Origin of the sequence: Rossellomorea yichunensis, assembly GCF_032337515.1 — a bacterium.
Lineage (GTDB): Bacteria > Bacillota > Bacilli > Bacillales > Bacillaceae_B > Rossellomorea > Rossellomorea yichunensis.
In genome coordinates, this window is sequence record NZ_JAVYAD010000002.1 from 581,545 (window position 1) to 600,558 (window position 19,014).

Here is a 19,014-nt window from a genome sequence, read left to right on the forward strand (position 1 = left end):
ATCAACGTGAGGATTCACCCTTTATTCCTCCTCATCCAGATCGAAGGCTTTTTCCCCTTCATCTGTCATCATTTTCGTTAATTGGTTTTCTGCTTTTTGCAACGTATCATGACAGTATTTTGAAAGATCCATTCCTTTTTGATAGAACTCTAACGCTTTCTCCAAAGGAACTTCTCCCTCTTCTAATTTCTCAACAATTTCTTCCAGTTGTTCCATAGCTGTTTCAAATGATAATTCTTCTTTAGGCTTTGCCATTATTTTCACGCTCCTCAACGGATTCAACTTCGCAATGTATTTTTCCATCCCTGACATTTATCTCTAGACGGTCACCAGCTTTGACTTGCTTGGATGATTTGATCAATGTATCATCATCCTGATAAACCAGGCTGTATCCCCTGTCCATGATCTTTAATGGACTGAGGGCATGCAAGGTAGACAGGGAAGAACTGAAACGGTTGTTCTTTTCTTTCAGTACCTGCTTAAATTGCTTTTCTACCCTCGACTTCATAAATAAGACTCTCTCATTTTGAATGGTGATGAGTTGTGAAGGATGCACACGTTGAAGTCTTGAGTGAAGCCTCGTTAATTGGTCGCGGTTTTGTCTCACATGCAAGCTTATGTTTTTCTGCAGCTGGTCGGTCAGCCGGTCGACGGTTTCAATTTTTTGTTGATACAGATTACGCGGATTTCTTAACGCGTAGGACTTGGTTAAACTATTTAAGCGGCTGCGCTCACTTTCGAGCTTAGTCTTGAACGCTTTGATCAGTCGTAATTTACGATTCATGATTCTTTCCAGCAAATCATCAATGTGAGGAACCGCTAATTCTCCCGCAGCTGTTGGTGTAGGGGCTCTTAGATCGGCTACAAAGTCAGCGATCGTAAAGTCTGTTTCATGTCCGACAGCAGAAATGACTGGAACTTTTGACTCAACGATGGCTTTGGCCACGATTTCTTCGTTAAACGCCCATAATTCTTCAATCGAACCACCGCCACGGCCGATAATCAATACGTCAATATCGCCTAGATTATTTACCTTTTTCATTGCCCCGGCAATCGACCCTGCCGCCTGCTCCCCTTGAACCAAAGCAGGAAAAATAAGGATTTCACCTATTGGATATCGTCTTTTTATGGTTGTAATAATGTCTCTTATTGCAGCACCTGTTGGAGACGTCACAACGGCAATTCGCTTCGGAAACTTAGGGATCACACGTTTCCGGCTTTGATCGAAATAGCCTGCTTTCTCGAGCTTCTCTTTCAACTGTTCATAGGCCAAATACAGCTCACCTATTCCGTCAGGCTGCATTTCTTTTACATAGATCTGATATTGCCCGCCTGATTCGTAAACGGAAATATCTCCCCGGATCAACACATTCATTCCATTTTCAGGTCTGAATTTCAGTGATTGATTGTTACTTGAAAACATGACAGACAAGATACGGGCTTTTTCGTCTTTCAAGGTAAAGTACATATGGCCGCTTGAATGTCTTTTAAAATTCGAAATTTCCCCCCGTACGAATAGATTGGATAAATGGGGATCTCTATCGAATTTGCGCTTTATGTATTTTGTCAGAGCTTGTACCGTTAAATAACGTGATTGATCGAGTTCCATGCTCAAGTGACTCCTTTGTTTCTTGCAATTTGTAAAGGCTTTTATATGTATGAATACGGAAAGGGACAAGCGATTAGCTGTCCCTTTCCGATTTATGTTACCTATAGTGTACTATTTTTTATCCGTTTTGGCGATTGGCAAGAGCCCATTCTGCAGATTTCACTGTATTGTACAGTAACATCGTAATCGTCATAGGTCCGACACCACCAGGGACCGGTGTGATTTTCCCGGCTTTTTCCTTTACTTCTGAGAAATTCACATCCCCACATAGTGCACCGTTTTCATCACGATTCATTCCGACGTCAATGACTACGGCTCCCGGTTTAATATCTTCTGCTCCGATTAAATTCGCTTTCCCTACCGCAGATACAATAATATCTGCCTGTTTTGTGTAGAAAGACATATTCTTCGTTTTCGAATGGCAATACGTAACCGTCGCATTTCGATTCAAGAATAAGTGACCTGCCGGCTTTCCGACAATATTACTTCTTCCTAAAATCACGACGTGTTTACCTTCTACAGAAATGTTTTCATATTCAAGCATCTTCATGATTCCAAGTGGCGTACAGGAATAGAAGGTATCTTGATTGGTCACCATTTTCCCAATCGACACGGGATGAAACCCGTCCACATCTTTAGATGGAGAAATCGTTTCGATCACGGTTATTGGATTGATATGCTCAGGGAGAGGCAGTTGTACAAGAATTCCATGGATATGGCTCTGTTCATTTAATTCTTCAATTTTATTCAGCAGTTCATCTTGAGTCAAACTGGATTCATATTGATAAAGCTCTGAATGAATGCCAAGATTACTGCACGCTTTTCTCTTCATTTTGACATATGAATGAGAAGCATGGTTATCACCTACCAGGATGACAGCCAAGCCTGGAGTGACATCCTTTACCTTTAGCTCCTCGATCTTACTTATTAATTGTTCACGATAATGACCTGCAATGAGTTTGCCATCAATTATAGAAGCTGACATTCCAATCGCCCCCTAACATTGTTAAGATTGACTCACCTTTGAAAGAACACCATTGATAAACTTGCTTGATTGATCATCTCCAAAGATCTTTGCAATTTCAACTGCTTCGTTAATGACTACTTTATTCGGAACATCTTCCACAAACAGTAGTTCATACACTCCTAAACGCAAAATGTTACGATCTACTTTTGCCAGACGGTCAAATGACCATTTCTCAAGGTTTTCACGAATGTGCCCATCGATACGTTCCTGATTCTCGATAAACCCGAGAACAAGCTGTTGAAGATACGCATCCATCTTCTCCTCTTCCTCCAGCACATTGGTTAACGCAACGTCCGGCTCAATCCCACTCATATCTATTTGAAATAACGCTTGTAAGGCCTTTTCACGAGCAACTCTTCTCTTCATCTTATATTTACTCCTTTTAATCCATCAATTTTCATACCTTTGATAATAGCACAAACTAAGGGTAATACGCACGTCTATGTAAAAAAATCAATATTCTGACAGAAAGGCGGAGGCGGGTTGGTCAGGCCCGACAAGCATTTCTTGAGAATCCCTGAAGGCGTTCTTTGCCTTTGGGGATTCTCAAGAAATGACCTCGAGGGACTACCCGCTGGAGCTGGACAACCGAAAAGCGGAGGGGCTTTGCCCAGAGGCGACAAGCATAAGACGAACCTGCCGGAAAGGCGTTCTTTGCCTTTTTGGCAGGTTTGACTTATGACCTCGAGCCTCTAAGCCCCGGAGCTGGACAATCAGAAAAGCGGAGGCGGGTTGGTCAGGTCCGACAAGCACTTTAAGAGTGCAACTGAATGAAAAATAAGGATTTTGTCTCTATATTCAATCCTATTATTAAATAGGACATGAAAATTGGATCCGATTGTCCGAGCAACTTCTGAAATGGTACTTTTCAGATGAATTATATAGCTGCTATACCAGGATATTATCAACGTTCCACTACTTATTATCGACTTTCATACATATATTATCGACTTTCCGACTTTTATTATCGACTTTTACATTAGAAAGCAAATGTACATAGCCTTTCGAGAGTTCTTTACAAAAAAAAGAACGGCCCCCTTAAGGACCGTCCTTCTCTTACATTTCGTCTTCAATTTCAGCTTCAAATTTCTGATTCTCAAATTGAATGCCTACGATATGAACATTTACTTCATCCGCTTCAAGAGCAGTCATGTTAAGCAGGGCTTGACGAATGTTATCCTGGATTTTTTGAGCCACTGTCGGGATGGCTACACCGAATTTCATGATGCAGTATACATCCACGATGATTCCTTCCTCGGCAAGCTCCACTTTGACACCTTTACCGTGGTTTTTCTTTCCGAGACGCTCGACGACACCTGTTGCGAAGTTACCACGCATTTGTGATACACCTTCTACTTCTGAAGCAGCGATACCTGCAATTACTTCAATCACTTCAGGTGCGATTTCAATCTTCCCAAGGCCGTCTTTACCGTGAGACATTTGTAAAAGGTTTTGATTTTCCGCCATGTAAGGCACCTCCTGAATTCACACTAGGATTTCATTACTTCGTATTTCTCCAAGAACTTCGTATTAAATTCTCCACCAACAAAGGTTTCATGATCTAATAGTTTCAAATGGAACGGAATGGTTGTGTGTATACCCTCAACCACAAATTCACTCAAGGCACGTTTCATTCTTGAGATCGCTTCTTCACGAGTCGCTCCATAGGTGATCACTTTGGCAATCATACTATCGTAGTATGGAGGGATCATATAACCAGGATATGCGGCAGAATCGATTCTTACGCCAATGCCGCCTGGTGGAAGATACATTTCTATCCGTCCTGCTGACGGCATGAAATTCTTCTCAGGATTCTCTGCATTAATACGACATTCAATTGCCCAACCAGTGAATGTTACTTCTTCCTGTGTAAGGGAAAGCTTTTCTCCTGATGCCACGAGAATTTGTTCTTTAATCAAATCGACTCCTGTTACCTGTTCCGTTACAGGGTGCTCTACTTGGATACGGGTATTCATTTCCATAAAGTAGAAGGATTGATTAACATAGTCATATATAAATTCTACCGTGCCGGCACCAGTATAATCAACCGCTTTGGCTGCTTTTACTGCTGCTTCCCCCATTTTAACACGAATTTCTTCTGTTAAAGCTGGAGATGGCGTTTCTTCGATCAATTTTTGAAGGCGGCGCTGAATCGTACAGTCACGTTCCCCAAGATGGATCACGTTCCCGAAATTATCAGCCAGCACCTGGATTTCCACATGCCTGAAGTCCTCGATGAACTTTTCAATGTAAACACCAGGGTTACCGAATGCAGTCATGGCTTCTTGCTGAGTGATCGTTACTCCTTTAACAAGCTCTTCCTGGCTTTTCGCTACACGGATCCCTTTTCCTCCACCACCTGCAGTGGCTTTGATGATGACAGGATAACCCATGGATTCTGCAAGCTGAACCGCATCTTCTGCATCCTTCACAATACCCTTTGAACCCGGTACAATCGGAACGCCTGCTTCTCTCATGGTTTCACGAGCCACGTCCTTTGTACCCATCTTCGAAATCGCTTCTGGTGAAGGTCCTATGAAGATGATGTTGCAATCGCGGCACAGGTCTGCAAAGTCAGAGTTCTCGGCTAAAAATCCGTAACCCGGGTGAATGGCATCACAATCTGTCAGTTTTGCCACGCTAATGATGTTTGTGAAATTCAGGTAGCTGTCTTTCGATGCAGTCGGTCCGATGCAATAAGCTTCATCCGCTAATTGAACATGGAGTGCTTCTTTATCTGCTTCCGAATAAACGGCTACACTTTCGATGCCTAAATCTCGGCATGCACGAATAATACGTACCGCAATTTCTCCTCGATTGGCGATTAATACCTTTTTTATCATATCTATTTTCGCTCCTTATTCAGGTTTGACCAAGAATAACGGCTGTCCATATTCAACCAATTGACCGTCTTTTACTAAGATTTCTGTAATTTCACCTTTTACTTCCGCTTCAATCTCATTAAATAATTTCATCGCTTCTACGATACATACGACAGAGCTTTCATCGACTTTATCTCCAACCTTCACATATGGACCTGATTCCGGGGAAGAAGATTGATAGAACGTCCCTACCATAGGAGACGTGATTTTATGTAAGTTTGAATCGTCTGCTTTTGCTTGTGGAGCTTCTTTTTCTTCTGTATTTACAGAAGGAGCTGCTTCCTGCACTGGCGCTGGAGCCTGCTGTACTGCTTGAGCTGCAGGTTTTACTTCCTCTACTGCCTGAACGACTTGTGGTTGCCCGGAAACTGTTACACCATTATTCTTTTTAAGTTTAATTTTCGAACCATCATGCTCGTATGTAAACTCATCAACACTAGAATGATCTACGAGTTTGATTATTTCACGAATTTCTTGAATTTTTAACACTGTTGACACCCCTCTTATAGTTTAAAAAATTATGACTAGCTACTAATATCATACGATAATACCTCGTATAAATTCAATATGCGATTCCTACCAATCTGTAAAGCGCATACAACCCTATTCTCTATTCTAGACCTTTTTAGAAAAAAAATAAAATAATAGAAGAATTTTTTTGATATCTGTTGATTCGTTTATATGGGTGCAAGTCATTGCACTTCTTTTTTAAACAAAAAAATAGCCACCTGAAGGTTCCCCTTCGGCGGCATTCGTGTTTTACACATTAATTTGTTGGCTGGAATTCTACTGCTACCGGTTTCATCTGCCCAACTTCACTCATCACGAGGCGGATGATTTCATTCGCATCGGCTGTTGAGTGCTCCTTGTCGGATTTCACTGTAATACGGATATTCTCACCGTTAGCTCTGACCAACGCATCCTCATAACCCATTGTTTTAATCATTGTTTCCAATACTGATTCTGTCATGGCCAACTCTCTTAAGTTCTCCATCTCCTCATAGGCAGCGCTTTTTTCCTCTGCTGATACATCGGCGTTCGCTACTTTCGCTTCCAGTTCTTCGCGAAGCTGTTCGCGTTGATCCAACACTTCAATTCTTAAAGCTTCGAACATTTCATTTCCAGCTGCGTCTGTTACGACTTCCATGTCAGACATGGTTTCCTTCCCATCTTCTTTCGCTTGCTCCTTTCCGTCCTTTTCCTCATATGCCATATCTGTCACTTGCTGTGTTGGAGAAGTAATGTAATAAACTGAAAGCACGATCACAAGACTCAACATCGTTAATAACCAAACTGTTTGTTTTTTAAGTAACATCTATCATTTCCCCCTTATTTTTTGGGCAGAACCGAAACCCTGTGACTTGGTACGTCTAATCCACGGGTAACAGCTTCTATGATCCATTTTTTGATTTGTATATTATCGGCCCCTTTTGCTACAACAAGGACACCGCTGACTTTAGGTTTTTTAGTTTCTTTCACAATGGGAACTTCTTTCTCTCCATCCCTGACGATGACCATTTCTTCCTCTTGTGATTTATCTTCTATCGATCGTTTTCCACCTTGCTTATCTTCTTCAGAGGTTGTTTGTGACTGTGTGGATTCATTCTTTTCATACACTTTTGACTCTGTTGCCTCTACATTGACAACAACATGCACTTCACTCACCCCGACAATCTGATCCAGGGCTTCTTTCAGTTGGTTTTCGTATTGATCTTCGTACCCTCTCATGGAGCCATCCGATTCCTTATGGCTTGAGCCGAATGTTGCGACCTCTTCAGGAGCTTCTTGGTCTACTGAATTAGATACTTCCATGCTGCTATCCCCGCTCCAAAGATTACTGATCAGCATAAAGGCGACACCTATCAATAGCACAATGAGAAAGTATTGAAACTTATACCCTTTTTTATCCTTTGGCGGTGAATTCGCATTCTCCTTTGACAGCCATTCCTTCAATGCGTTAAGCGGACCTTTATTAAAGTTCATCTGCTTCCCCAGTCCCCCCCTTCAACTGTAATGATTATTTTGTCTGGTGTAAGATTCCATTGCTCGGCAAGTAAGGAGGCCATTTGGGACGTACTTTCTTCAGGCGTTTTCTTTCTCGGCTCAGCTCCCGTATCGATCTCCACGTGTTGAACAGTTTCAATCGTAGTGTTTTCCTGTTTTTCTTTAACTACCACTGTCACTTCTGTGATACTATCCGGGACATTCTCCAAATCATCTGCTTTAACTTCAACCCTTTCAATGACCTTACCGTGTTCATCCATCATCTCCTTTTCAGCTTGTTGTTTCATTTGGACAGCCATCTGTTCTAAAATATATGCACGTTGTGAGGCTTGTATTTCTTTTTTCTTCATTTCTATTAAATTTTCTACTGAATTATTCTGAGAATCTCCATTTATATCAATTGACTCCATCACCGTATCAAAGTCGGTGGCCATTAATTTAAACAAAGGTGTAAGGATAATGGTGATCAACAATAAGCCAGTCACGATTTTCGCATATTTTTGCATGTTGGAACTGGGAAGAAGCATGTCAATGACGGTGGCTAAGAGAACAAAAATTATAATATTTGTAATCCAATCGGTGAGAAATGACATGACGGTACTCCTTCCTCTTTATCGCATCATCATTGTGATATTTCCTGCCGCAATGATGACGGTAAGACTCAAAAAGAACATAAAGGACACAATGGCAAGGGCCGCAAAGACATAAATCACACTTTTGGCAATGATATCGAGACATTCGATCACGGGTCCGCCCCCGAGTGGTTGCAGGAGAGCCGCTGCTAATTTATAAATAAACGCAATCATGAGGATCTTGATTGCGGGAAAAGCTGCAATGATCAGAACAATGGCCACACCAGCGATTCCCACCGTGTTCTTTAAAAGAACGGAAGCGCTGATCACTGTATCCGTCGCATCCGTGAACATCCTTCCGATCACAGGGACAAAATTTCCTGTAACAAATTTGGCTGTTCGAATCGTAATCCCATCTGTCACCGCTGCCGTGGCTCCCTGCACGGATATAACACCAAGGAAAACGGTCATAAAGGCTCCTAATAACCCGATGCTCCATGTTCGCAATAACTGGGCCAGCTGCGTCACTTTATAATGAGTGGAAAGTGTACTTACAATACTTAATAACGCCGCCAGAAATAACAGGGGCAGCACGACATTTTGGATCAGCAAACCGCTTGTGTTCATTAAAAAGATAATCACAGGATGAAAAAATGCTGCGGATACAACTCCCCCGGAAGCTGCAATAAGGGCTAACATCAGGGGTATGAGGGCAATGATGAAGTGGATCATGGTGGAGATGGCATCCCTGGTGTAATCAATCGCCACGTGAAAACTATTAAGGGCGATGATGATCAGGACCATGAACACAATGCTGTATGCAACCTTGCTGACACTCCCTCCTTCAAATGCATTCTGCAGGGATTGAAGGAACATACTGAAAATCGTTAGCATAATCAGTGTTCCTAATAGCTTCCCATTCATCACAAGCTCCTGGAAGGCGAACTTGAAGATTCCACTAAACCATGCCTTAAAAGAAAACTCTTTTTCCCCTTTGATAAAATCAACCAAACTCCCCTTTTGGCTTTCGGGAAGATAGCCACCGTATTGATCCACGATACTGTTCCAGAATCCTTTTAACTCTTCAATTCCTAATTGATCTAACTGCTGATTGATCATCTGCTGTTGAATCGTCGAATCGGGCGGACTCTGTTCCTCCCCTTCTTCAGCTTGTCCACTGGAGGCTCCTACGAAAAAAATCACGAGTGCTATGACGAGTATTCGATATATTTGCAACAATTTTTTCCACCTCTTAACGTTTCGCTTATCCAGTTGGGATCATGTTGATAATCGTTTCGATAATCACTGTCAGAATAGGTACCGCCATTGCTAAAATCAAGATTTTACCTGCAAGCTCCACTTTCGCCGCAAGAGCGCCTTGTCCGGCATCCTTTGTAATGTGAGAAGCGAATTCCGCTATGTAGGCGATGCCGATAATTTTGAGAATGGTTTCTACATACACCATATTCACATTTGCATTCGCAGCAAGCTTCTCGATCATATGAATGATGGAGTAAATTTGATCAATCAGAAATAAAAAGATCGAACAACCTACAAACACAATAAGCAAAAAAGCAAAATTCGGTTTCTGCTCTTTCACAATCAAAGCCAGAAAGGTCGCAACCAGTGCTATGCCAACAATTTGAATGATTTCAATCGCGGACGCCCCCTCTAACCTTGATATAAGAAGACCGATTTAATCTTCTGGAACAGATCATCGACAATCGAGGCCACCATGAACAGGATATAGATGAACCCAAACAATGTAACCCACTGTGCATATTCTTTCTTCCCGACCTGATCTAAAATTGTATGCAAAAAGGCCACTACTATCCCCACCCCTGCGATCTTGAAAATAATATCCACATCAATTCCCATATTCATTTCCCTCCCGGTTTCTAAAAGCTGTTCTCGCAAGCGATTGGCATGTTTAAAAGTATTGACCTTTATGCATCGTTAAAGTAATAGGATGATCAATAATAAACCTGACAAAAAACCCAAGCTCTTCGTCATCTTTTCATATTTTCTCTGCTTTTCTATCGCCTCTGATTCTTCTCTTTCGAGATGTTTTAACGCTAACTGTATATGTTTCTGCTGGGTCATCATGTCATGTTTGCCCAGGTTTTCTCCAAATTGTTTCAGGATCTCGTACTCACCTGTTTTAAAAGCCGTTAATTTCCATATATCATTCAGGCTTTCTTCCCACGCTTTCTTCACTGAAATCTCCTGCTCCGTTAATTTCTTTGAAAACGTTTCAAAGAACCATGAAACAGGTTTTTGCAGCTGCTTGGAAATCTTTCTGGTCGCTTCATGCAATGGGGTATGACTGTAGGTGATTTCTGCTTCCAATGACTGGAGGGCCACCTTCAACAACCGAAGCTGCCGCGGTCTTTCCGTTAAATATTTAGACGCTTCGAAACCAGCCCAGGAAGTAGAAAGCAGGATGAAAACAGCACCGATTAGTTTAATCATTTATGTCACACTCACTTTTTTCAGAAGAGATTGACCGTGTTCATTCCACACTTCATGAACCTTACCAGGCTCATCCCCTCTCCTTAGTTCAACAAACCGCTCAATGGTTTGGAGACTCACAATGTCCTTGATAACTGGTCTTTTCGCAACTTCACTAAATGTAGATCCATGAGTCGTCATCACAAGGGTAATACCGGCATTGACGGCTTCCTGGATAGCTTGACCATCTTCCACACGGCCAATCTCATCCACAATCAGGACGTCGGGACTCATCGAGCGGATCAGCATCATCATCCCTTCAGCCTTCGGACATGCATCCAGCACGTCCACTCTCGGTCCAAACATAAGTTGAGGAATTCCGTTTACACAGCCGGCAATTTCAGACCTTTCATCGACAATCCCTACTTTGAAAGGGGGGATATTTTTTTCAGGGATGCCCGTCGAAATCATGCGTGCAAGATCTCTAAGCAATGTCGTCTTACCTGTCTGAGGCGAGCCGATAATCATCGTATGCTTCCAGCCACTCGCATAAACATATGGAAAAATTGATTGAGCTATGCCAAGCTTTTGTCTCGCAATCCTGATGTTAAAGGAAGACAGATTCCGAATTCCTTTCACCACACCGCCCTCTAGAATGACTTTTCCAGCAAGACCGACCCGATGTCCGCCTTCAATCGTGATATATCCTCTCTTCAGTTCTTCTTCCAATGTATAAAATGAATGACGGGATAGTTTGTTAATGAGCTGTTCGCTATCTTCCTCGGTAACGGTATAAGAGAGAAAATATGGCTTCCCCCTGGCCGTGACCTCCAACACACGGTTGGTACGAACCCTAATTTCTTCAATTCGGTCAATAAGATCTTGTGGAAGGGTCAGGACTTTGTCAGAAATAGTGCTGGGTAGTAAGGCTAGAACTTCTTGCATATAGGTACCTCCTAATCTTGTTCCACTTCGGTTGTATGAAGACATAACGAACCTTCGTACATGCTTCCCGATAATACAATGTATTCTAGTGGAATGAGATTATGACAGTAGAGTTGGGAGATTTGGTTTGGAGCGCGGGGGATGAAGGGGAATGGATGTCGAATTTTAACCAATGGCAGATATATCAAAATTTTGGCAGATAAAATTTGAAAAAGGCTGATAAAATGAAAATATGGAAGATAAACCAATACAAAACGCGACAAAGACCCCATCGTCCAATAAAAAAAACCTGAACGGGAGTACTCCCGTTCAGGCTTTACACATTATTTATCCACGTGACACGTAAGATCCGTCCGTTGTATTAATGATCAATGTATCTCCTTCGTTGACGAAGAACGGTACGTTAACCACTAATCCTGTTTCCACTGTTGCAGGCTTTGAACCACCGGAAGCCGTGTCGCCTTTGATGCCCGGTTCTGTTTCAGTTACTTTCAATTCAACTGAGTTTGGAAGCTCTACTCCAAGAGTTTCTCCACCGTACATCATGATGTGCACTTCCATGTTTTCTTTCAGGTATTTCAATTCATATTCGATGGAAGAAGCAGGAAGTTCGATTTGATCGTAACTCTCATTGTCCATGAATACATGCATGTCACCATTAGCATACAAGTATTGCATTTTACGATTATCGATTTGAGCTTTTCCTACTTTTTCTCCTGCACGGAACGTTTTTTCCTGGATGGCACCTGTGCGCAGGTTACGAAGCTTGGAGCGGACGAATGCTGCCCCTTTACCCGGTTTAACATGTTGGAAGTCGATTACTCGCCAAATCCCGTTGTCGACTTCAATTGTCAAACCTGTACGAAAATCATTTACTGAAATCATATTTATTTCCTCCTATTGTCTAGTAGACCTGTCTTTAGGGCTACAATGGTAGAATGATTAGATCTTTTGTGGAATGTGTCAGTGTTTCATTGGAATCTTCTGTTATGAGTGTATCATCTTCAATACGAACACCGCCAACACCTGGTACATAGACTCCCGGTTCAACCGTTACGATCATCCCAGGCTCCAGTATCACATCGGAACGGGAGGACAATCCTGGTCCCTCATGGACTTCAAGTCCGATTCCGTGTCCCAATGAATGTCCGAAATACTCTCCATAACCCTTCTCTGTTATGTAGTCACGTGAAATAGCATCCGCTTCTTTACCTGTCATACCAGGCTTGATTTTTTCCATAGCGAGAAGCTGTGATTGTAGAACGACGTCATAGATTTCTTTCAATTTCTCACTTGGTTCTCCTACAGATAAGGTACGTGTCATATCGGAGCAATATCCTTTATAGTATGCACCATAATCCAACGTTACAAAATCACCTTTTTCAATGACTTTATCACTGGCAACCCCATGAGGAAGTGCAGAACGATTACCTGAAGCAACGATGATATCAAAAGATGAAGATGTCGCTCCCGCTTTTCTCATGAAGAATTCTAATTCATTGGAAACTTCTAACTCTGTCACACCCGGTTTAATAAAATCTAATATATGCTTAAATGCTGCATCGGCAATATCCGCCGCATCCTTAATTATCTTAAGCTCTTCAGGTGTCTTAATCAAGCGTAACTTTTCTACCAGCCCTGATACCGGTACTAGTTCTGATTCCAACACTTCACGATAGCTATCATACGCACTATAAGTCATGTAGTTCTTTTCGAAGCCCAATTTATCAATCCCCAGGTTTTTCACTTGTTTCGCTACTTCCTCATGGATGGGCCCAGTGTGCTGGACGATTTCAAAATCGGCAGCCTGTTCGGTTGCTTGCTCGATGTAGCGGAAATCTGTTATGAATAACGCTTTCTCTTTAGAAATCAGAACAACTCCTGATGACCCCGTAAAGTTTGTCATGTACCGACGGTTGTAGGTACTTGTAAGTAAGATCCCGTCAAGTTCGTTTTCTGAAAAAGTCTCTCTTAATCGTTCAATTTTCATCATATTCCACTCCCTTAATGTTCTTTATGATCGCCTGTAAAGCCAACTCGTAACCAAACAGTCCCAAGCCGACGATCTGACCAATCGTTTCAGCGGCCACGACAGATTGATGCCTAAACGCTTCACGGGCATGTATGTTAGATATATGCACTTCCACTACCGGTACTGAAACCGAAGCCACTGCATCTCTTATCGCATAGCTGTAATGTGTGAAAGCACCGGGATTCAGGATGATTCCCCCATACCCTTCATCCTCTGCCTTGTGTATGTAATCAATCAGTTCCCCTTCATGGTTCGATTGAGCTGAAACGAGTTGAAAGCCTTCATCTTCTGCTTGTTTCACAAGCTTCCCCTCAAGTTGCGGCAAGGTGACGTGCCCATAAATATCGGGTTCACGTTTTCCGAGCCTATTTAGGTTAGGACCATTTAAAAGCAAGATTTTCATCATATGTAAACCCCTAAAAAAATAGAATGTTCATCATGAACATTCTAACACAAACCTTATACCTATACCTACATAATTGTCTGATAATGAGGATTTGTTAGTGTGAAACTTCCCCTGATTTTTCTTTCTCATTCTGATGTCTCAATTCATTTTCTTCATAAGAAATCGAATAGCCGATAAATACGCCATATAAAATATACAGACAGAAGGTTGTGATCAAAGTGTGATAATCAATGGAAGTAAAGGATTCAATGCTCGGGAAGAGCGGATTGAGCAGTAAAAAGAACGCTAAGTATAACGCTACACCGTAGGCAACCCCTACCCACATAGACTTGAATCTTCGTAATACACCATAATAAATGAGGGCCACACCTATAGAAATCACTCCATACGCCACAATGGAAAGAACGATACCAATCCATTTGTCCACCCAGTCACCAACCGCCCACGGCTCAAAAATAATATTCGGCTCGATTTTCGTAAACGAAAAAAAGTAACAAATGTAGGCAATTGAACTCCATAACATCCCACCTATAAAGCCTGTAACTACGACCATGGACATGAAGGATAGTGGTTTTTCACCCTGATTCTGCTCTAAACGTGGATTCTCCTTGCTTTCTTCTGTTCCATCCTGAATCTTTTCATGTTGTCCCTTTTGTTCAGCCATCTGTAACACCTCCATTCGTAGTATGTCCCATTGATTTAAACATTTGCATGGTTTTACTTATTTTTCATTTGTGGATGATGAGGAAATATGGATGTTAAAATTCTATCTCTAGTCCTTTGAATCATTTTTTAGTAAAATAGATAATATCTTTCCAAGTTTCAGAAAAATAGCCTCAGTAATATTTACAGAAAATCGATAACTAATATGGTTAAATAACAAGGAAATTGTCTAGAATAATAGTATAGATATGTATAATGGATTGAATTGTAAGGAGGTGGCTTTGTTGAACGCTCGTAATATCTTTGTTATCACATTAATATTGTTAGCTATTGTAGGGCTCTTAACTTCCCTAATCGGAAATCCTTTGGGGCTAGTGAAACAATTACTTGTTACTGCAGCTGTGATTGGAATTATCTACTTCATTTACCGAAGATGGTTCAGCGGAAGGCGGGCTGGTAATAGTAATGAACAGAGAGCGTTTCTTAAAGCAGCCAAACAATCAAAGAGGCGGCATAAGAAAAAATCTCCAAGTAAGCCTCAAGTATCAAACGCCTCAAAGAAACGTTCGATACGAAAGAAATCCAATGCCAACCTTACCGTAATTGAAGGAAAAAAGAATAAGAAAAACAATCGAGCCTCATTTTAGGAGCTCGATTGTTTTATTAATACGGCCATTTTTGTAGAAATGCTTCCGCTTTTGATTTTCCGTATTGAATGAGTTCTGCTCTTTTTTCCGGTGTTAATCCGAATTCGGTTGTGAGCACACCTTCAGTCGGAATAAAGATGATGTTTTTTTCAAGTTTTCTGGAAATGTATCTTGAATCATGTGCATCTTTCATCGTAGTAAAGAGTGCTTCATACATATCAATCGCATTTTTGATTTGTTTTTTTGGCTTTCCGACTAGATCGTGACTCAACTTCACCCCGATGACCGGTCTTACCTTTTTCACATTTTCCCGATCGAACAGCCACATTGGAAAGTTACTGAGCACCCCACCATCCACCATGAAACTTATTCCTTCTAAAGAACGCAGCTTTACAGGTTCAAAGAAGTAAGGGAGACTCGCACTCATTCGTATCGCCCTGGCCACAGGAAAGGTTTCTTTCGCTATGCCGTACTTCTCTAGATCATCTGGAAGAACCAATAATCTGCCATTCGATAAATCCGAAGCGATGACCCGGAGAGACTGGGGTGGTAAATCGGCAAACGTATAAATCCCTCTTGCTTTCAGCTTCTCTTCTACCCAGCTTTCAAGCGCCACTCCTTTATATAAACCTAAACGATAGTAAACCCGAAACCATTTTATAATAGGGAGAGAGATGATTGCGTTTGAGTCCAGCAATTCACTAATTTCAATATCATCCATGATTTTGAGGAGCTCCCTGCTCGAATAACCGGCCGCAATAAATGCTGCAATCACCGCTCCGGCACTTGTTCCTGCGAGCCTTTTAAATTTGTAGCCCTTCTCCTCTAATGCTTGATATGCCCCAATCAACGCGAGCCCCTTTATGCCTCCACCTGAAAAAACACCATCGATGTCCAAAGGCCTCACTCCTTCAATGTCTATTACTACATCTTTAATTCACAATGAAGGGTTTTAGAATAAAAAAATAGGAAGGGAACAAGTCCCCTCCTATTTTTCTTCATTTATTATAGACCGCATTTCAGCTGGGCCCCGCAGTTTGTACAAGTATTACAGCCACCCATATCTTTTACCGTCCCTTTACGGCAGACTGGACACGTATTCCCGACTTCAGAACCAATGGTCACGTCAGTTGAACGTACGTCCTGAATCGTATCAAGTAATACGATCGGCTTTTTCGATGTAGGAATGTCTTTTTGTTCCTGTTCGTCCTCGTCATCAAAGCTGTTTTCTTCTGCCTTAAGGGTAAGAACCTGTGAATCACGGCTTCCGTCAACGTAGACGGTTCCACCTTTTGCTCCACCTTTATACAGTCGCTCATACACTTTTTCTACTTGCTCGACCGTATAACCACGAGGGGCATTAACCGTTTTTGAAATTGAGCTGTCGATCCAATTCTGAATCACACATTGGACATCGGCATGTGCTTGTGGCGCCAGGCTCATGGAAGAAACAAACCATTCTGGAAGATTGTCAGCATCTGCATCTGGATTTCTCTTCAAGTAATCCTCTACAATATCCGCTTTCACTTCAATGAACTTACCAAGACGTCCACTTCTGTAATATGTGAAGGAGAAATAAGGTTCAAGACCAGTAGATACTCCAACCATCGTACCTGTTGAGCCTGTTGGGGCAACGGTCAATAGATGAGAGTTTCGGATCCCGAACTGTTGAATGTCTTCCCGAACATCCTCAGGCATTTTCTTCATAAAACCTGTTTCCACAAACGCTTTACGTAAAGCTTTCGTTTCTTCGTCGGTACTTCCTGTAAGGAATGGGAAACTTCCCTTTTCCTTGGATAATTCAACGGATGCACGATAAGCGGTTGTTGCGATTACTTCAAATACTTCATCCACAAGTCTGTTGCCTTCTTCAGAACCATATTCTTTTTCACAGTAGATCAACAAATCTGCAAGACCCATTACCCCAAGACCAACACGGCGCTCACCAAGTGCCTGCTTTTTGTTTTCTTCAAGGAAGTACGGAGTCGCATCGATGACATTGTCCTGCATGCGCACACCCACTTCAACGGTACGCTTCAATTTTTCAAAATCCACGGTTTTCGTCTCTTTATTGGCAAACTGAGCAAGGTTGACAGCTGCCAGGTTACACACGGAATATGGAGCAAGAGGCTGTTCACCACACGGGTTCGTAGCAACTACCTTTTGACCATATGCCTTCGCATTCGTCATGTCATTCGCGTTATCAATGAAGAAGATTCCGGGTTCCGCTGAGTAAGTTGCACAAACGTTGATAAGATTCCAAAGCTCTTTCGCCTTGATCTTACGGTAAGTACGCACTTTGTAGCCAAGCTTTTCCCACTCACGGACATCACCAACGTTGTGCCATTCTTCATTATAGTATTTCATTTGCTCTTCATTATAAGTTTCCACATCAGGGAAGCGCAGTTCATATTCACGATCGTTTTCAACGGCTTCCATAAAGTCGCTTGTCAGGCAAACCGAGATATTCGCACCTGTCAGGAATTCTGAATTATGGACGCTGTACGTTCCGCCTGTACGGAGCTTTTCTTCTGCATTCTTAAGGATTTTCGCATCAAATCCACCGTAGCCAGGGATTTGTCTATAATTAAGGATTCCTTGATACATCGCTTCCTCTTGTTCTGTCAGAGGTGTGAATTTCAATTTATCCTGTGCTGCTTTTTTAATGGTTTCATCTTCTGTATTTTCAAGAAGATAACGCAGAATACGCGGGTTTTGCATTTTGGATATGATGAATTCGATAATATCGGGATGCCAATCTGAAAGCATGATCATTTGTGCTCCACGTCTTGATCCGCCCTGCTCAACCAAGTGAGTCAATTTAGCGATGTCATCCAGCCAGGAAACCGACCCGGAGGATTTACCGTTCACGCCTTTGGCCAGAGTATTTCGCGGACGAAGAGTTGAACCGTTCGTTCCTACACCCCCGCCTCGGCTCATGATCTCCATCACCTGCTTGCGATGTTCCGAAATTCCTTCACGAGAATCCTGTACGAAAGGCATCACGTAGCAGTTAAAATACGTTACGTCCGTTCCGGCACCCGCTCCGTAAAGCACCCGGCCAGCAGGGACAAAATGCAAATTCACTAATTCATGATAGAACTTTTCAAACCAAACTTGTCTCTTTTCAGGAGTTTCTTCCACTTCTGCCAAGCCTGTTGCGTTACGCTTCGCAATTTGTTCATAGTAGACTTCCAGTGGCTTCTCGATTACATCAAGTGTTCTTGAGACGATACCGGTTTCCATTTCTTCCGGCTTGTCGATGGCACTTCTGTACTCTTCTTCGATCCAAACATCTGCTTTCTTTGTTTCCCAGTCGATGCTCGAAATGTAACCTAATCCTCTTGCAGGGAATTTAGGATCTTCTTTGATGGTGAGGACCACGAAATCCCCTTCAGAAAGAGTGATCTTTTCCGTGTCTTTGAAAGAATAGCGATCAATCATGACAAGACGGGATACACCTTTGTGTGTAGTATTCATATCTGGGGTTATGGGATGTACTTGAGGAAATAATCCGATATCCTGATTTAATCTTTCGATGTTTAATTTCATTGTGTTTTTCGACGCAACAGTCATAAAGACAACTCCTTCTATCTCAAATCTTTCATTTGTATGTTGATTACTTTGATGTCTAATATCAAGTAATACGATATCATAGCTCTAATAGAAAAGCAATAAATAAACACAACATATAGTGTGTTAAAAATTATTCGACACACCACATATTGTGTTTCAGGTCAATAGGTCATTTGTTTGTCAAACGGTTAATAAGCCAA

General features: G+C 41.9%; 22 protein-coding genes. 1 reads left to right on the top strand and 21 read right to left on the bottom strand.

The genetic code is table 11. From position 1 onward, the window contains the following. Positions 1-21 precede the first annotated feature (21 nt). From xseB to RSX31_RS07580, 19 genes are all read right to left on the bottom strand, one after another. The gene (xseB, locus tag RSX31_RS07490; protein ID WP_315634131.1) at positions 22-255 is read right to left on the bottom strand and encodes an exodeoxyribonuclease VII small subunit; all 234 of its coding nucleotides are present in this window, start codon (positions 253-255) and stop codon (positions 22-24) included. Further along, positions 242-1,609, bottom strand: coding sequence for an exodeoxyribonuclease VII large subunit (gene xseA, locus RSX31_RS07495; RefSeq protein ID WP_315634132.1), 1,368 nt, complete (start codon positions 1,607-1,609; stop codon positions 242-244). The genes xseB and xseA overlap by 14 nt, the downstream gene beginning before the upstream one ends. 118 nt (positions 1,610-1,727) lie before the next feature. Further along, a complete protein-coding gene (folD, locus tag RSX31_RS07500) occupies positions 1,728-2,594 on the bottom strand; it encodes a bifunctional methylenetetrahydrofolate dehydrogenase/methenyltetrahydrofolate cyclohydrolase FolD (protein WP_315634134.1) in 867 nt (288 codons plus the stop codon). A 21-nt stretch (positions 2,595-2,615) separates the two neighbouring features. Continuing rightward, on the bottom strand, positions 2,616-3,002 hold the full coding sequence (gene nusB, locus RSX31_RS07505; RefSeq protein WP_148969583.1) for a transcription antitermination factor NusB: 387 nt from the start codon (positions 3,000-3,002) through the stop codon (positions 2,616-2,618). A 690-nt stretch (positions 3,003-3,692) separates the two neighbouring features. Next, complete coding sequence (locus tag RSX31_RS07510; RefSeq protein WP_113970461.1) at positions 3,693-4,103, bottom strand: Asp23/Gls24 family envelope stress response protein; 411 nt, start codon at positions 4,101-4,103, stop codon at positions 3,693-3,695. Positions 4,104-4,126: 23 nt separating this feature from the next. Continuing rightward, on the bottom strand, positions 4,127-5,479 hold the full coding sequence (gene accC, locus RSX31_RS07515) for an acetyl-CoA carboxylase biotin carboxylase subunit (RefSeq protein WP_149157741.1): 1,353 nt from the start codon (positions 5,477-5,479) through the stop codon (positions 4,127-4,129). A 15-nt stretch (positions 5,480-5,494) separates the two neighbouring features. Continuing rightward, positions 5,495-6,007 carry an acetyl-CoA carboxylase biotin carboxyl carrier protein gene (accB, locus tag RSX31_RS07520; RefSeq protein WP_148995642.1) on the bottom strand — a complete coding sequence of 171 codons (513 nt, stop codon included), beginning with the start codon at positions 6,005-6,007 and terminating at the stop codon, positions 5,495-5,497. Positions 6,008-6,284: 277 nt separating this feature from the next. Next, on the bottom strand, positions 6,285-6,833 hold the full coding sequence (locus RSX31_RS07525) for a SpoIIIAH-like family protein (protein ID WP_044340042.1): 549 nt from the start codon (positions 6,831-6,833) through the stop codon (positions 6,285-6,287). A gap of 14 nt (positions 6,834-6,847) precedes the next feature. After that, the gene (gene spoIIIAG / locus RSX31_RS07530; RefSeq protein WP_148969587.1) at positions 6,848-7,501 is read right to left on the bottom strand and encodes a stage III sporulation protein AG; all 654 of its coding nucleotides are present in this window, start codon (positions 7,499-7,501) and stop codon (positions 6,848-6,850) included. Further along, positions 7,498-8,115: a stage III sporulation protein AF gene (spoIIIAF, locus tag RSX31_RS07535; protein ID WP_315634142.1), complete on the bottom strand. Its 618-nt coding sequence runs from the start codon at positions 8,113-8,115 to the stop codon at positions 7,498-7,500. Before spoIIIAF ends, spoIIIAG begins: the two co-directional genes overlap by 4 nt. Positions 8,116-8,133: 18 nt before the next feature. Then, positions 8,134-9,324: a stage III sporulation protein AE gene (gene spoIIIAE / locus RSX31_RS07540; RefSeq protein WP_315634199.1), complete on the bottom strand. Its 1,191-nt coding sequence runs from the start codon at positions 9,322-9,324 to the stop codon at positions 8,134-8,136. A 34-nt stretch (positions 9,325-9,358) separates the two neighbouring features. After that, positions 9,359-9,751, bottom strand: a complete 393-nt coding sequence (gene spoIIIAD, locus RSX31_RS07545) for a stage III sporulation protein AD (protein WP_172655798.1) — start codon at positions 9,749-9,751, stop codon at positions 9,359-9,361. Positions 9,752-9,765: 14 nt separating this feature from the next. Further along, on the bottom strand, positions 9,766-9,972 hold the full coding sequence (gene spoIIIAC / locus RSX31_RS07550) for a stage III sporulation protein AC (protein WP_034758004.1): 207 nt from the start codon (positions 9,970-9,972) through the stop codon (positions 9,766-9,768). Between the two features lie 78 nt (positions 9,973-10,050). Next, complete coding sequence (gene spoIIIAB, locus RSX31_RS07555) at positions 10,051-10,566, bottom strand: stage III sporulation protein SpoIIIAB (protein WP_148969590.1); 516 nt, start codon at positions 10,564-10,566, stop codon at positions 10,051-10,053. Next, positions 10,567-11,490 (bottom strand): stage III sporulation protein AA, encoded by a 924-nt coding sequence (spoIIIAA, locus tag RSX31_RS07560; protein WP_148969591.1) that lies wholly within the window; start codon positions 11,488-11,490, stop codon positions 10,567-10,569. It lies immediately after the preceding gene. Positions 11,491-11,817: 327 nt separating this feature from the next. Then, complete coding sequence (gene efp, locus RSX31_RS07565; RefSeq protein ID WP_148995647.1) at positions 11,818-12,375, bottom strand: elongation factor P; 558 nt, start codon at positions 12,373-12,375, stop codon at positions 11,818-11,820. Positions 12,376-12,415: 40 nt separating this feature from the next. Continuing rightward, positions 12,416-13,483, bottom strand: coding sequence for a M24 family metallopeptidase (locus RSX31_RS07570; protein WP_315634148.1), 1,068 nt, complete (start codon positions 13,481-13,483; stop codon positions 12,416-12,418). Beyond that, positions 13,470-13,928, bottom strand: a complete 459-nt coding sequence (gene aroQ, locus RSX31_RS07575; protein ID WP_148969593.1) for a type II 3-dehydroquinate dehydratase — start codon at positions 13,926-13,928, stop codon at positions 13,470-13,472. Before aroQ ends, RSX31_RS07570 begins: the two co-directional genes overlap by 14 nt. Positions 13,929-14,022: 94 nt before the next feature. Next, positions 14,023-14,592 carry a YqhR family membrane protein gene (locus tag RSX31_RS07580; RefSeq protein ID WP_315634149.1) on the bottom strand — a complete coding sequence of 190 codons (570 nt, stop codon included), beginning with the start codon at positions 14,590-14,592 and terminating at the stop codon, positions 14,023-14,025. A 283-nt stretch (positions 14,593-14,875) separates the two neighbouring features. Between RSX31_RS07580 and RSX31_RS07585 the strand changes: the two genes are divergently transcribed. Continuing rightward, the gene (locus tag RSX31_RS07585) at positions 14,876-15,238 is read left to right on the top strand and encodes an SA1362 family protein (RefSeq protein ID WP_262371890.1); all 363 of its coding nucleotides are present in this window, start codon (positions 14,876-14,878) and stop codon (positions 15,236-15,238) included. A 16-nt stretch (positions 15,239-15,254) separates the two neighbouring features. Here RSX31_RS07585 and RSX31_RS07590 read toward each other — a convergent pair whose 3' ends face one another. Then, the gene (locus RSX31_RS07590; RefSeq protein WP_315634151.1) at positions 15,255-16,136 is read right to left on the bottom strand and encodes a patatin-like phospholipase family protein; all 882 of its coding nucleotides are present in this window, start codon (positions 16,134-16,136) and stop codon (positions 15,255-15,257) included. 107 nt (positions 16,137-16,243) lie between these two features. Further along, entirely contained in the window at positions 16,244-18,814 is a 2,571-nt protein-coding gene (locus RSX31_RS07595) for a vitamin B12-dependent ribonucleotide reductase (protein ID WP_148995649.1), read from the bottom strand. Positions 18,815-19,014 lie beyond the last annotated feature (200 nt).